At 63.7% G+C, this 13,346-nt stretch carries 12 protein-coding genes; 10 read left to right on the top strand and 2 right to left on the bottom strand.

Going from position 1 to position 13,346, the window contains the following annotated elements; translation table 11 throughout:
• The first annotated feature begins 20 nt into the window (after positions 1-20).
• The 4 genes from coxB to ACVWWQ_RS14365 all read left to right on the top strand — a co-directional run bounded on the left by coxB (position 21) and on the right by ACVWWQ_RS14365 (position 3,825).
• Positions 21-932 carry a cytochrome c oxidase subunit II gene (coxB, locus tag ACVWWQ_RS14380; protein WP_133951685.1) on the top strand — a complete coding sequence of 304 codons (912 nt, stop codon included), beginning with the start codon at positions 21-23 and terminating at the stop codon, positions 930-932.
• Between the two features lie 74 nt (positions 933-1,006).
• On the top strand, positions 1,007-2,623 hold the full coding sequence (ctaD, locus tag ACVWWQ_RS14375) for a cytochrome c oxidase subunit I (protein WP_133951683.1): 1,617 nt from the start codon (positions 1,007-1,009) through the stop codon (positions 2,621-2,623).
• A 58-nt stretch (positions 2,624-2,681) separates the two neighbouring features.
• The gene (locus ACVWWQ_RS14370; RefSeq protein WP_166669779.1) at positions 2,682-2,825 is read left to right on the top strand and encodes a hypothetical protein; all 144 of its coding nucleotides are present in this window, start codon (positions 2,682-2,684) and stop codon (positions 2,823-2,825) included.
• A 112-nt stretch (positions 2,826-2,937) separates the two neighbouring features.
• The gene (locus ACVWWQ_RS14365) at positions 2,938-3,825 is read left to right on the top strand and encodes a cytochrome c oxidase subunit 3 (protein WP_133951681.1); all 888 of its coding nucleotides are present in this window, start codon (positions 2,938-2,940) and stop codon (positions 3,823-3,825) included.
• Between the two features lie 226 nt (positions 3,826-4,051).
• Here the strand turns inward: ACVWWQ_RS14365 and ACVWWQ_RS14360 are convergent, their stop codons facing one another.
• Entirely contained in the window at positions 4,052-4,267 is a 216-nt protein-coding gene (locus ACVWWQ_RS14360) for a twin transmembrane helix small protein (RefSeq protein ID WP_099654393.1), read from the bottom strand.
• Positions 4,268-4,326: 59 nt separating this feature from the next.
• Here ACVWWQ_RS14360 and ACVWWQ_RS14355 point away from each other — a divergent pair, with 59 nt between their 5' ends.
• From ACVWWQ_RS14355 to mgtA, 6 genes are all read left to right on the top strand, one after another.
• Complete coding sequence (locus ACVWWQ_RS14355; protein WP_133951679.1) at positions 4,327-5,085, top strand: SURF1 family protein; 759 nt, start codon at positions 4,327-4,329, stop codon at positions 5,083-5,085.
• Positions 5,082-5,651, top strand: a complete 570-nt coding sequence (locus ACVWWQ_RS14350; protein ID WP_099654391.1) for a hypothetical protein — start codon at positions 5,082-5,084, stop codon at positions 5,649-5,651. The genes ACVWWQ_RS14355 and ACVWWQ_RS14350 overlap by 4 nt, the downstream gene beginning before the upstream one ends.
• Entirely contained in the window at positions 5,651-6,826 is a 1,176-nt protein-coding gene (locus ACVWWQ_RS14345; protein WP_133951677.1) for a COX15/CtaA family protein, read from the top strand. Before ACVWWQ_RS14350 ends, ACVWWQ_RS14345 begins: the two co-directional genes overlap by 1 nt.
• A 2-nt stretch (positions 6,827-6,828) precedes the next feature.
• A complete protein-coding gene (gene cyoE, locus ACVWWQ_RS14340; protein WP_133951675.1) occupies positions 6,829-7,728 on the top strand; it encodes a heme o synthase in 900 nt (299 codons plus the stop codon).
• Between the two features lie 305 nt (positions 7,729-8,033).
• Positions 8,034-8,261: a hypothetical protein gene (locus ACVWWQ_RS14335; RefSeq protein ID WP_133951673.1), complete on the top strand. Its 228-nt coding sequence runs from the start codon at positions 8,034-8,036 to the stop codon at positions 8,259-8,261.
• A 209-nt stretch (positions 8,262-8,470) separates the two neighbouring features.
• Complete coding sequence (gene mgtA / locus ACVWWQ_RS14330) at positions 8,471-11,110, top strand: magnesium-translocating P-type ATPase (RefSeq protein ID WP_133951671.1); 2,640 nt, start codon at positions 8,471-8,473, stop codon at positions 11,108-11,110.
• A 582-nt stretch (positions 11,111-11,692) separates the two neighbouring features.
• Here the strand turns inward: mgtA and ACVWWQ_RS14325 are convergent.
• On the bottom strand, positions 11,693-12,955 hold the full coding sequence (locus ACVWWQ_RS14325) for a low temperature requirement protein A (protein WP_133951669.1): 1,263 nt from the start codon (positions 12,953-12,955) through the stop codon (positions 11,693-11,695).
• Between the last annotated feature and the right edge of the window lie 391 nt (positions 12,956-13,346).

Genomic DNA, 13,346 nt, shown 5'->3' with positions numbered 1-13,346 from the left:
GTTCAACAAAGGTGCAAGACATGACATCTGGCGGCATCAGGCGATCCATCATGGCAACGGCGTTCCTCGCCCTTGCTTCGTTCGGCAGCGTGGCCCTGGCCGCCCCCGGTCCGTGGCAATTGAACATGGAGCGCGGTGCCAGCACCTGGTCGCAGGTGCCCTACCATCTCAACAACATCTCGCTGGCCGTGTGCACCGTGATCGGCGTGCTGGTGTTCGGCGCGATGTTCGTCGCCATGTTCCGCTTCCGCAAGTCGCGCGGCGCCGTGGCCGAGAAGTGGTCGCACAACACCATGGTGGAAGTCATCTGGACCACCATCCCGGTGCTGATCCTGATCACCCTGGCCTATCTGGCCACCGGTGGTCTCACCAGCTGGGCCGACACCACCGGTTCGCAGATGACCGTCAAGGTCACCGGCTACCAGTGGAAGTGGCGCTATGACTACGTTGACTACATGGGCAAGTCGATCGACAAGGTCGGTTTCATGTCCAAGCTGGACACGCAGAGCGACCAGACCCGCCAGCTCGGTTCGGGCATGGATCCGTACGCGGTCAAGGTGGGCGACGAAAGCACCTACCTGCTGAATGTCGACAAGCCGCTGGTGGTCCCGGTTGACACCAAGATCCGTTTCGTGATCACCAGTGGCGACGTGATCCACTCCTGGTGGGTGCCGGCAACCGGCTGGAAGCTCGATGCGATCCCCGGAATCATCAACGCGGCGTGGGCGAACTTCAACGCGCCGGGCACCTATCGCGGCCAGTGCGCCGAGTTGTGCGGCCAGGATCACGGCTTCATGCCGATCGTGGTGGTGGTGAAATCCAAGGCGGACTTCGCCAAGTGGCTGGCCGAGCAGGAGGCGCAGTCCGCTGCACCCGCCGCGGCGCCGCAAACCGCGCAGGTTGCCGCGCCGGCCGGTGGCAAGCAGGGCTGAGCCTTCGCCCCACCGTTGTCCGCACACTTTTTTTTCGCAGTCGCATTCATATTTCAGGTTAGAGGTGCAAGGCCATGTCCTACGCAGCCACCCATGATCACCACGATGATCACCACGGCGCGCCGAAGAATTTCTTCCAGCGCTGGGTCATGTCCACCAATCACAAGGACATCGGTACGCTGTACCTGATCTTCGCGCTGACGATGTTCTTCATCGGCGGCAGCTTCGCGATGCTGATCCGCGCCGAGCTGTTCAAGCCCGGCCTGCAGCTGATGCAGCCGTACTTCTTCAACCAGCTGACCACGATGCATGCGCTGGTGATGATTTTCGGCGCGATCATGCCGGCCTTCGTCGGCCTGGGTAACTGGATGATCCCGTTGATGGTGGGTGCGCCGGACATGGCGTTGCCGCGCATGAACAACCTGTCGTTCTGGATCCTGCCGTTCGCCTTCATCCTGATGTTGTCCACCCTGTTCATGCCGGGCGGTGGCCCGGCCGGTGGCTGGACGATGTATCCGCCGCTGTCGCTGCAGAGCGACTCGCTGGCCTACGTGGTGTTCGCGATCCATCTGATGGGCATCAGCTCGATCATGGGCGCGATCAACATCATCGCCACCATCCTGAACATGCGCGCTCCCGGCATGGACCTGCTGAAGATGCCGGTGTTCGTGTGGAGCTGGCTGATCACCGCGTTCCTGCTGATCGCCGTGATGCCGGTATTGGCCGGCGCGGTCACCATGCTGCTGACCGACAAGTACTTTGGTACCAACTTCTTCAACCCGGGCGGCGGCGGTGACCCGGTGCTCTACCAGCACATCTTCTGGTTCTTCGGTCACCCCGAGGTCTACATCATGATCTTGCCGGCGTTCGGCATCATCTCCGAAGTGGTGCCGACCTTCGCCCGCAAGCCGATCTTCGGCTACAAGGCCATGGTGTTCGCGATTGCCTGCATCGCATTCCTGTCGTTCATCGTGTGGGCGCACCACATGTTCGCCGTCGGCCTGCCGCTGGGTGCCGAGATATTCTTCATGTACGCCACCATGCTCATCTCCGTGCCGACCGGCGTGAAGGTGTTCAACTGGGTGGCCACCATGTGGGGCGGCTCGATGACCTTCGAGACGCCGATGCTGTTCTCGCTGGCCTTCATCATCCTGTTTACCATCGGCGGCTTCTCCGGCCTGATGCTGGCGCTGGTGCCGGCCGACTTCCAGTATCACGACACCTACTTCGTGGTGGCGCATTTCCATTACGTGCTGGTCACCGGTGCCCTGTTCGCGATCATCTCGGCCGCCTATTACTGGATGCCGAAGTGGACCGGCAACATGTACAGCGAGTTCTGGGGCAAGGTGCATTTCTGGAACAGCGTGATCTGGGTCAACGTGTTGTTCTTCCCGCAGCACTTCCTGGGCCTGGCCGGCATGCCGCGCCGCATCCCCGACTACAACGTGGCGTTTGCCAACTTCAACATGATCAGCTCGATCGGCGGCTTCCTGTTCGGCGCCACCCAGTTGATCTTCATCGGCGTGCTGATCCACTGCGTGTTCTTCTCCAAGAAGAAGGCCACCGATCGCGTGTGGGAAGGGGCCAAGGGTCTGGAGTGGACCGTGCCGTCGCCGGCGCCGTATCACACCTTCGAAGTGCCGCCGGTGATCAACGACGACGAGCTGGCGCACGGTCACGTGAACGACTGATGGTTTTCACGACATCCCGGCCATGTGGGCAGGATGTCGTGCAGGAATGAGCAGGAACATGAAGCAGCAAATGACGAATCACCCGCCTGCCGATGGCGACGACCAGCGCCGCAAAGGCGTGCGACGCACGGTGACGGTACTGGTGGCGATCGTGGCGTTCTTCTTCCTGATTTCGTTCGTGCAGATAGTGTTGATGAAATAGTCGGTCGCGATTGCTACAGAGTCATTCTCCGGTTCGCTGAGGCGGCCGGCACGCAGTTCCCCGGGCGGCACGACGGGGTAGAGCCATCAAGAGAAATCCACGGGGTTACACCATGGGTCAGCAGCACGACGCTTACTTCGTACCAGCCAAGAGCCAGTGGCCAATTGTGGCCGCGGTGGTCATGTTCATCACCGTATTTGGTGCCGCACACTGGCTGAACGCCGCCCCCGGTGAAGCCGGCTTCGGCAAGACCGTGCTGACCGTCGGCGTGATCGGCGTGCTGGCCATGTTCTTCGGCTGGTTCCGCTCGGTGATTCGCGAATCACTGGCTGGCAGCTACAACCACCAGGTCGACACCTCGTTCCGCATGGGCATGATGTGGTTCATCTTTTCCGAGGTGATGTTCTTCGGTGCCTTCTTCGGTGCGTTGTTCTACATCCGCATGTTCTCGGTGCCGTGGCTCGGTGGCGAAGGCCATGGCGTGCTGACGCACCAGTTCCTGTGGAGTGATTACGCGGCTTCCTGGGGCGCCAACGGTGGCAACGGTCCGGAACGGATCGGTGGTGCGTTCCGCACCGTGCCGGCCTGGGGCCTGCCGCTGATCAACACGATGATCCTGCTGACCTCCAGCGTCACGGTGACGATCGCGCACCATGCGTTGCGCGCGGGTCATCGCGGCAAGATCCTCCTGTTCCTCGGCCTGACCGTCCTGCTCGGCGCCACCTTCCTGTACTTCCAGGCCCACGAGTACATGGAGGCCTACCGCGAGCTCAATCTGACCCTGCACAGCGGTGTCTACGGTTCGACCTTCTTTCTGCTCACCGGCTTCCACGGCCTGCACGTGACTCTGGGCACGATCATGCTGGCGGTGATCTGGTTCCGCGTGCTGGCAGGTCACTTCAACAAGGACCATCACTTCGGTTTCGAAGCCGTGGCCTGGTACTGGCACTTCGTCGACGTGGTCTGGCTCGGCCTGTTCATGTTCGTCTACATTCTTTGATTTGACGCGACGTCCTGTCGCGACCATCGGGCAAACGCTCGAGCGTTGGGTCTGCGAGGGAATGCGTGCCATCGCCCTGGCCAGACTCTTCGAGAGGCAGGCGTTGTGCGGCAGACAGACCACAAAAAACCCGCCATCGGCGGGTTTTTTGTGGGTAGCGGTGTCCGGATCGGCGGGATTCAGCGCACCGTACCGAGGGAGCGCGCTGTCGGCACAACCGGTACAATCACTGGCCGACGTCGTGCGGGTGCAGCCAACCCATCCAGATGCCAAACGCGACCATGGCGATGAACAGCAGCGACAGGCCGATGCGGCGAGTCAGTGCCCACACCGTGCGCCGGTCGTCGTCCTTGTCTTTCATCATGAAGTACAGCGCCTGGCCAAGGCTGAAGATCACCACCAGCAGCACCACGACCAGCGCAATTTTATAGATGGTTTCCACGTGATTTATCCGATCCAGTTCGACATGACCAGTATAGCGGTCGCTGGCAGGCGCCCGGCGTGAGCGGCTTTCGCCGTCCGTCGTGGTGGGCGTTGCTGCTGACCGTGGCCGGAGCCTTGTTGTTCGTGCGTCTGGGTGTCTGGCAACTGCACCGCGCGGACTTCAAGGAGGCACTTCTGCGACGGTATGCCGCGGCGGCCACCGCGCCGCTGCAGGACTTCTCGACGCTGCCGCCCACGCCGGCCGCGGACAGCTTCGCGCGGGTGCGGGTGAGCGGTCGTTATCTCGCTGACCGGCTGTATCTGCTGGACAACCCGAAACACGATGGCATGGGCGGGGTGGAGGTATTCGCGCCGCTGGCGCTGGCTGGCGACTCGCGCCTGCTGCTGGTCGACCTTGGCTTCCTGGCCGGTAACGGCAACGGCAAGGCGCCGCAATTGCCGTCGTTGCCGACTGGCGAAGTGACCCTGCATGGCCTTTACCTGCCGCCACCGCCGGTGGGTTTCGAGATGGGCGGTGATGCGCTGACGCAGCAGTCGAGCTGGCCGAAAACCACGATTTTCCTGGATCCGGGGGAAGTGTCCCGCGACCTGGGCCAGCCGATCTATCCGCACCTGCTGGCGTTGGATCCGGATCCGGCGTCGATCTACGTGCGCGTGCACACGCTCGACTTTTCCTCGATGCCGCCCGCGCGGCATCGGGCCTATGCCTTCCAGTGGTTCACCTTTGCGCTCGCTGCGGTGGTGATCCTTCTGGTCCTGCATCGCAAGCGCAAGCCGCGCAAATCCGATTCCACCAAGGTTGATGACGTCCGATGAAAGCTGCCGATCCCGCTGCCGTGCGCAAGAGCCGAGTGTTCCTGGTATTGATCGCGCTGGTGTTCGCCGCACCGATGCTCGTTGCCGGGCTGCTCACCTGGAGCGGCTGGATGCCCGGCACCAAGGGCAATGGCGAGCCGATCATGCCGCAGCGCAATTTCGTGTCCGAAAAGCTGGCTGTGCAGTTGGCCGACGGCAAGCTTTACGCCTGGCGCGACAGTGAGCCGCGGCTGACCTTGATCGCGCTGGCCGGCCCCGACTGCGCCAGTCATTGTCTGGCCACGTTGACCAGCATGGCCGCGGCGCGGGTCACCTTGAACCGCAACCAGTCGCGCCTGCGCCTGCTCTACCTGGGTACGCCGCCGGCGGACGATGCGCGCGATGGCATGCGCAACTACTGGCTGCTTGGCAAGGACGTCGACGGCAAGCTGGAGCGCTTCCGGCCGACCACGCCGGACAGCGTGAGCGCCGTGCTGGTGGAGTCCAACGGCACCGCCTTGTCGCTGTACCCGGCAGGGTTTGATCCGTCGGGCCTGCGCAAGGATCTGCAGAAGGTGATCAAGTGATGTCGCCGCGCGGCTTGCGCTGGCTGCGCTGGCTGGCCGTGTTCGCGACCGTGTTCGCGTTCGGCCTGGTGATGTTCGGCGCGTTCGTGCGGTTGTCCAACGCAGGCCTGTCGTGCCCGGACTGGCCGACCTGCTACGGCCAGGTCACCTGGCCGCAGCACGCCCAGGCGGTGGCTCATGCCGACGCCACGTTCCCGGACCGACCGTACGAGGCGCACAAGGCCTGGCGCGAGCAAGTGCACCGCTTCTTCGCCGGCACCCTCGGCGTGCTGGTGCTGGTGCTTGCGCTGATCGCCAGCTGGCGTCGCCGCGCCGCGCTGCTGGCGGTGTGCGCCGGCGCCTTGTTCGCGGCGGTCGGGGTGGCTCTGTACATGCGCGGCGAACATCTGTGGTCGTCGCTGCTGGCCGCCTCCGCGATTGCGCTGCCCACGTTCGCGGCGATCCGGTTGCCGCGTCCCGGGGCGTGGAAGATCTGCGTGCTGGCGCTGGCCGTGATCATCTTCCAGGCAATGCTGGGCATGTGGACGGTCACCCTGCTGCTCAAGCCGGTAGTGGTGATGGGCCATCTGCTGGGTGGCATGACCACCTTCGCGCTGCTGGCTTGGGCGGCGTTGCGTTTCGCCGGGGTGACGGCGGTGGACGACCGTCACGCCGCGCTGCGGCGCTGGGTGTCGATCGGCGTGGTGCTGCTGTTCTGCCAGATCGCGCTGGGTGGCTGGACCTCGGCGAACTACGCGGCGCTGGCGTGCGGCTACGGCCCCGGCTCCTTCCCGCAGTGCCTCGGCCAGTGGGCGCCACCGACGGACTTTCACGAGGGCTTCGTGTTGTGGCGCGGCATCGGCGTGAACTATGAAGGCGGCGTGCTCGACATGGCCGCACGCAGCGCGATCCAGATCGCGCACCGGATCGGCGCCCTGGTGGTGTTTTGCTACCTCGGCTGGGTGGCGCTCAGCGCGGCGCGGCGCGGCCTGCGCCTGGCCGGCCTGGCCATCGCCGTGGCGCTGGCCCTCCAGGTGATGCTGGGCATCAGCAACGTCTATTTCGGGCTGCCGCTGCCGGTGGCGACGGCACACAATGGTGGCGCCGCCTTGCTGTTGGTCACCCTGCTGGCCACGCTGGCCAGTACGCAGCGCCGGCATGATGATCCTATGTTCCAGTCGTTGGGGCGACACTGAAGATGAACGTTTTTCGCGAATATCTGCAATTGACCAAGCCGCGCATCGTGGCCCTGCTGGTGTTCTGCGCGGTGATCGGCATGTTCCTCGCCGTGCCGGGCATGCCGCCGTGGCGCGCTCTGGTATTCGGCACGCTGGGCATCTGGCTGGCGTCGTCTTCGGCCGCTGCCTTCAACCAGCTGATCGACCAGCGCATCGACAAGGTGATGGTGCGCACGGCAAACCGGCCGCTGGCCACCGGCCATCTCAACGTGCGCCAGGTGTTCGTGTTCGCGCTGTCGCTGGGCATCCTGTCGATGGTGGTGCTGGTGCTGCTGGTCAATACGCTGACCGCGGTGCTGACCTTTGCCGGGCTGATCGGCTATGCGGTGATCTACACCGCCTTCCTCAAACGCGCCTCGCCGCAGAACATCGTGATCGGCGGCCTCGCCGGCGCGATTCCGCCGGTGCTGGGCTGGACGGCGGTCACCGGCGCGCTGCACCCCTACGCGCTGCAGTTGTGCCTGATCATCTTCGTGTGGACGCCGCCGCACTTCTGGGCGCTGGCGATCTTCCGTCGTGACGACTACTCGCGCGCCCAGGTGCCGATGCTGCCGGTGACCCACGGCGTGGTGTTCACCCGCTGGCACATCCTGTTCTACACCGTGCTGCTGGTGCTGGTGACCCTGCTGCCGGCGCTGACCGGCATGAGCGGCATGGTCTACCTGGGTGGTGCGGCCGTGCTGGGCGGGGCGTTCCTGTATTACGCGGTGCGCCTGCTGAACCCGCCGGACGAGTTGTACTCGATGAAGGTATTCAACTACTCGATCATCTACCTGATGGCGCTGTTTGCGTTCCTGCTGGCCGACCACTGGCTGGTCGAGCCGATGGTGCAACAGGCCACGGTGATGCAGGTGATCTGAGCGGGGCTGCAAGGGCGTACCCGAGCACGCAAGATCCCGATTGCGCATTGACACTTGCGCGGCGCAGCACCACAATGCGCGCGCCCTCCGGCGCGCTGCGTCGGCTGGCTTTCTGTCCTGACTAACCAAGGCATATGGACGTTTACCCTAGTCGCAACGTCGACATCCGCTCGCTTCGGGTGCCGGCGCCGCATAACAACAAGAACGCCTGCGGCGACCGCCTGCGGTCGGCTGGTGCTTTCCGCTAGGGAAAGTCCGGCCCACTCCTGAGGACGCCATTGGCGTTGTCATGAGGAGATGGGCTGATGAAGCTCCTTCACGATTTTTTCCGTCTGCACCTTGCAGGCCCGCTCACGGCAGTCGCTCGTGGCGGCGCCCCCGTGTCCGGGTTCCGGGTGACCGTGCCCGCGCCGCTGCCGCCGGCTGCCGATGCCGCCCGCGTGGCGCATGAAGCGGTGAGCACGGTCCGTCGCGAACCGGCCTCGTTCCTGAAAACCTCCCGCCACCATCGACGCGGCGTCCGGCGCGGATGATGGTCGGCATCCTGCGTTTTTCATGGCCTCCGCCAGCTTCCACCGCGGCTGTGGGCTGCCGTCCGGTTTGACGTGGCGGCTGCCGATTGTCCATGACACGCGATTGAGCGGGCACGACAGGGCCTGCTCCGCGACATCCCGCTGACGAGACGCCGAGCCCGAGCGGCCGCGTTCCGCAATATCAATATTCCGCCTCACGGAAACGCCGCATGAGCAAGATTTCCTCCACGCCGGCCCAGCGAGCGGCCGGCCGTGCCGCACCCGTGGTCGTCGCCGCGCGCGCGTTCAGCGCAAGCGAGACCCTGTTCGCCGAACTGGACACCTCGATCCGTGGCCTGGACGCGGAGCAAATCGAGGCGCGGTTGCATCGCGATGGTGCCAATGAGGTATTGCACGAGAAGCCGCCGCACTGGTCGCTGCAGTTGCTGCGTGCGTTCAAGAACCCGTTCATCGTGGTGTTGCTGGTGCTCGCCGGCGTACAGCTGTTCACCGACCATGAGGATCTGGTCGGCCCGCTGATCATCGCGGTGATGGTCGGCATCAGTGTGCTGCTGAGCTTCACCCAGGAATACCGCTCCACCCGTGCCGCCGAAAAGCTCAAGGCGATGGTGCGCAATACCGCCACGGTGACGCGACGCGCCTCGGACGGGCACAGCGAGCAGATCGAGGTGCCGGTGGTAGAGCTGGTCGCCGGCGACATCGTGCACCTGGCGGCAGGTGACATGGTGCCCGCCGACCTGCGCCTGCTCGGTGCGAAGGACTTGTTCATCAGCCAGGCGATCCTCACCGGCGAATCGCTGCCGGTGGAGAAGTCGGCGCCCGCGCGTGATGCGGTCGGTGACGCCGGCCATCCCAACCCGCTGGACCTGCCCAGCGTCTGCTACATGGGCACCAACGTGGTCAGTGGCACCGCCACCGCCGTGGTGGTCGCGACCGGCACGCAGACCTATCTGGGTTCGTTGGCGCACAGCATGTCCGGTCAGCGGGTGCAGACCAGTTTCGACCGCGGGATCAGCAGCGTCAGCTGGCTGCTGATCCGTTTCATGGCGGTAATGGTGCCGGTGGTGTTTCTGCTCAACGGCCTGGACAAGCACAACTGGACCGAAGCATTCCTGTTTGCGCTGTCGGTGGCGGTGGGACTGACCCCCGAGATGCTGCCGCTGATCGTCACCGCCAACCTGTCCAAGGGGGCGCTGGCGATGTCCAAGCGCAAGGTGGTGGTGAAACGACTCAACGCAATCCAGAACTTCGGTGCGATGGACGTGCTGTGCACCGACAAGACCGGCACGCTGACGCTGGACAAGATCGTGCTGGAGCGGCACCTCGACCTGGATGGCGAAGAGTCCGACGAGGCGCTGGAGTACGGCTACCTCAACAGCCGCTTCCAGACCGGCCTGAAGAACCTGATGGACAAGGCGGTGCTGGAACACCGCGATCTCGAGTCGGCGGCCCGGCGTTACCGCGTGGTGGACGAGATCCCGTTCGATTTCCAGCGCCGACGCATGTCGGTGGTGGTCGCCGACGGGGAACGCGCGCACCTGCTGATCTGCAAGGGTGCGGTCGAGGAAATGCTGTCGATCTGCGCGTACGCAAAAATCGGCGAGGTTACCGAGCCACTCACCGATGAGCGCCGCCGCGAGGTCAAGGCGATGACGCACAAGCTCAACGAAGACGGCCTGCGCGTGCTGGTCGTCGCGGCCCGGCGCGAGGCGGCGCATGAGCGGCCCTACGGCGTGGCTGACGAGAACGAGCTGGTCGCGGTCGGCTGCCTGGCGTTTCTCGATCCGCCCAAGGATTCCGCTGCCACCGCGATCCGCGCGCTCCACCAGCATGGCGTCGAGGTGAAGGTGATTACCGGCGACAACGAGGCGGTGACGCGGAAGATCTGCCGCGAAGTCGGCCTCGACGTCACCCATTCCGTCGAGGGCCGCGAGATCGAGGCACTGGACGATCCGGCGCTGGACACGCTGGTCGCGCGTGTCACCGTGTTCGCCAAGATGTCGCCGCTGCAGAAGGCGCGCGTGGTGCGTTCGCTGCAGCGGCTCGGCCACACGGTGGGCTTCCTCGGTGACGGCATCAACGACGCGCCGGCGCTGCACGATGCGGATGTCGGCATCTCGGTGGACACCGCCACCGACATCGCCAAGGAGTCGGCCGACATCATCCTGCTGGAAAAAAATCTGATGGTGCTGGAGGAGGGCGTGCTGGAAGGCCGCGTCACCTTCGGCAACATCATGAAGTACATCAAGATGACCGCCAGCTCGAACTTCGGCAACGTGTTCAGCGTGCTGGTGGCCAGCGCGTTCCTGCCGTTCCTGCCGATGCTGCCGCTGCAGATCCTGGTGCAAAACCTGCTGTACGACATCTCGCAGCTGTCGATCCCGTTCGACCGCATGGACGAGGAATACCTGAGCAAGCCGCGCAAGTGGGATGCCGGCGACATCGGCCGCTTCATGGTGTGGATCGGCCCGGTCAGCTCGATCTTCGACCTCACCACGTTCTGGCTGATGTGGCATTACTTCGGCGCAAACTCGCCGGCGCACCAGTCGCTGTTCCAGTCAGGCTGGTTCATCGAAGGGCTGCTGTCGCAGACGCTGATCGTGCACATGATCCGCACTCGACGGATCCCGTTCGTGCAGAGCATTGCTGCCGCGCCGGTGCTGGGCCTGACCATCGCGATCATCGTGATCGGCATGCTGATTCCGTTCAGCGCACTGGGCGCGAAGATCGGCATGATGCCGTTGCCGCCGATGTATTTCGCCTGGCTGGCGCTGACCCTGGTGAGCTATTGCGTGCTGACGCAGCTGATGAAGTTGATCTACATCCGCCGTTATGGGCGCTGGCTCTGATCGCTGCCGCTTCTTCTGCTCTTTGTAGGAGCGCACCCTGTGCGCGATGCTCTTGTTTCATCAATGGTGGCGGGTTTCATTAGAGCGAAGAGCTTTCGTCCTCCTTCGGCGACCGAGTCACTTTTCTCTTGCGTGGCCAAGAGAAAAGTAACCAAAAGAGAAAGGCCACCCCGCTTGGCGCTTGCCGGGCATCCTGCCCGGCAAGTCCGTGAGCCGAGGCCGGGCTTTTCGACAGCACATCCATGTGCTGGCGAAAAGGAACCGACTTCCTGTCGGTTCCCGCTACGCGGCCTGTCGTCCCCGCCTCACCGCCGCACAGGGGCCCCGGGTAGAGCAGCGGGCCATCGTGGCCCGCATTCTTCAGAAGAGCCAAGTCAAAAGTGACGGGTGTCGCGAACGGTAGTCGTGCTGGAAACAGCCAGTCGCAGTGCGTTTGACGGTCTGCTATCGACCCATTTCCGCCGGTCGCGAGTGGCTGCTTTGTGGCAGCCATTTGAGGAGTCGACCGGCTGTTATCGGCCCGAGCAATCTTGGGCTCCGCTTTGACTGCTCCTCGCCGATCTAAACCTGGCGCGTACACGTTCACTGAAGCAAAGGGCGGGTTTCACCCACAACTGACTGGTGGCGGTAGCCAAGTACCTCGTACCCAACGACGGTGATGGCTGGCACGCAGGTGACGACAACCAGACAGATCGCCATCTCGACACCGAGGACGGCCGCGACAACGGCACCGGCCAACGTCACCGCACTCGCGGCGAGAAGCCACACGTGGAGAGGGTCCGGGCGACGCACGAGGTAATGGTAAAGGCCATACACGAGGCCGATGAATACGCCTACCGGAACCGCCACGGTGAGCAGGGCGCCAAGCGCACCAGTGGCCGTCTTTCCTTCTACGAAAAGCGCAGCCACACGCAAGCCGGCGCCGACTGCGATGATCGAGGTGACGATGAACATCTGTGCGTAGGCCCAGGCGAAAGCGCGGGATCGATGCTCGTGCAGGGCTCGCCCCGAGGGAAGCAGGTAATAGACCCACCACAGACCAAACGTCAGTCCCACGCCGGCAACGCAAACAAGCACTGCGTCCAGCGTCCAGCCTTGCCGCCCGATCACGGCGCTCATCGCGTCGACCGTGCCGACGACTGACTCGCCCAAGGCAATGACCGCAAAAAGACTGTAGCGCTCGGCGATGTGATGAGCGTGCCACGGCGTGCCGCCGTCCTTGCGCTCGGCCAGCCACGGTGCTGCAAATTCGATCGACCAGAGTACGCAGAAAATTACCACGCCCAGGACTAGACTCGTGTTGAGGAAAGCCCACGCGACCCAACCGATCTGGGCGATCGAGATGGTGATGGCATAGGTCAGACAAGCACGCCGCCGGCGCGGGTCTTGCCACGCAGCGCGCGACCACTGAAAGACCATCGCGGCGCGCATCACCACATAGCCGAGCACCGTTCCGGAGGCGTCAAGATGCACCCCATGCCCGATCGACTTGAACATCGGCGGCAGGCCGATGGCCAAAATTAATACGCCGGTCATCTGCACCATGGTGGCCACGCGAAACACCCAATCGTCGGTGTCATAGGCCGAGGCAAACCACGAAAAATTGACCCAGGCCCAGCAGATAATCGAGGCGGCGAAGCCGAAGCCGAGGAATGCGGCTCCGTAGTGAGCCGCACCAAATGCCTCCGCGAACTGGAAGGCCGCCACGCCAAAGCTCGTTGCGAAGGTCAGGTCGAACAGCAGTTCGAGTGGGGTAGCCACCCGATGCTGTTCATGCGGGTCGCGTCCGACCATGCGCCGAACGTGGTGGTGGACAGATTCTGCGCTGGACGACGATGTGCTCATGGGGAATACCGCGGCTCATTGATATCGTCATTGTGTCGCTGTGAGTCGTTCGAATGAAGATGTCCCTCATTCCTATGAGCGAAAACCATGATTTGTCCTGCCGGAATTGTCGACGCCGAGGTTTCCTGCAGATGCAAGTCCGCGGAATTGATGGCTGTCTGGATCGGGGCTCCGCGGTCGTTGCGCGCCGAGCCTCTTGAATGTTGCGCTTCAACGCCGCCCACGCGATGGCGAACCACGGTGCGTGCATGCCCATAATTGACTCGCGTCAAGAACTCGCTCGCTTGGCAAGAATCCGCTGACCGTGTGAGCGTCAATTTCGTCAGTGCAGGGTGATGCTCAACGGCTTTCGAACGGCCCCGTTGCGGCAAGCATCCGAAGTAGCCGACCG

The sequence above is a fragment of the Rhodanobacter sp. TND4EL1 genome (assembly GCF_054061035.1).
This window is presented reverse-complemented; position numbering and strand designations above follow the sequence as displayed.

Coding starts and splice junctions, on each gene's coding strand:
- ACVWWQ_RS14370 (WP_166669779.1), top strand. CDS start 2,682: ATGAAGCAGCAAATGACGAATCACCCGCCTGCCGATGGCGACGACCAG.
- ACVWWQ_RS14345 (WP_133951677.1), top strand. CDS start 5,651: ATGTCGCCGCGCGGCTTGCGCTGGCTGCGCTGGCTGGCCGTGTTCGCG.
- coxB (WP_133951685.1), top strand. CDS start 21: ATGACATCTGGCGGCATCAGGCGATCCATCATGGCAACGGCGTTCCTC.
- mgtA (WP_133951671.1), top strand. CDS start 8,471: ATGAGCAAGATTTCCTCCACGCCGGCCCAGCGAGCGGCCGGCCGTGCC.
- cyoE (WP_133951675.1), top strand. CDS start 6,829: ATGAACGTTTTTCGCGAATATCTGCAATTGACCAAGCCGCGCATCGTG.
- ctaD (WP_133951683.1), top strand. CDS start 1,007: ATGTCCTACGCAGCCACCCATGATCACCACGATGATCACCACGGCGCG.
- ACVWWQ_RS14350 (WP_099654391.1), top strand. CDS start 5,082: ATGAAAGCTGCCGATCCCGCTGCCGTGCGCAAGAGCCGAGTGTTCCTG.
- ACVWWQ_RS14335 (WP_133951673.1), top strand. CDS start 8,034: ATGAAGCTCCTTCACGATTTTTTCCGTCTGCACCTTGCAGGCCCGCTC.
- ACVWWQ_RS14365 (WP_133951681.1), top strand. CDS start 2,938: ATGGGTCAGCAGCACGACGCTTACTTCGTACCAGCCAAGAGCCAGTGG.
- ACVWWQ_RS14325 (WP_133951669.1), bottom strand. CDS start 12,955: ATGAGCACATCGTCGTCCAGCGCAGAATCTGTCCACCACCACGTTCGG.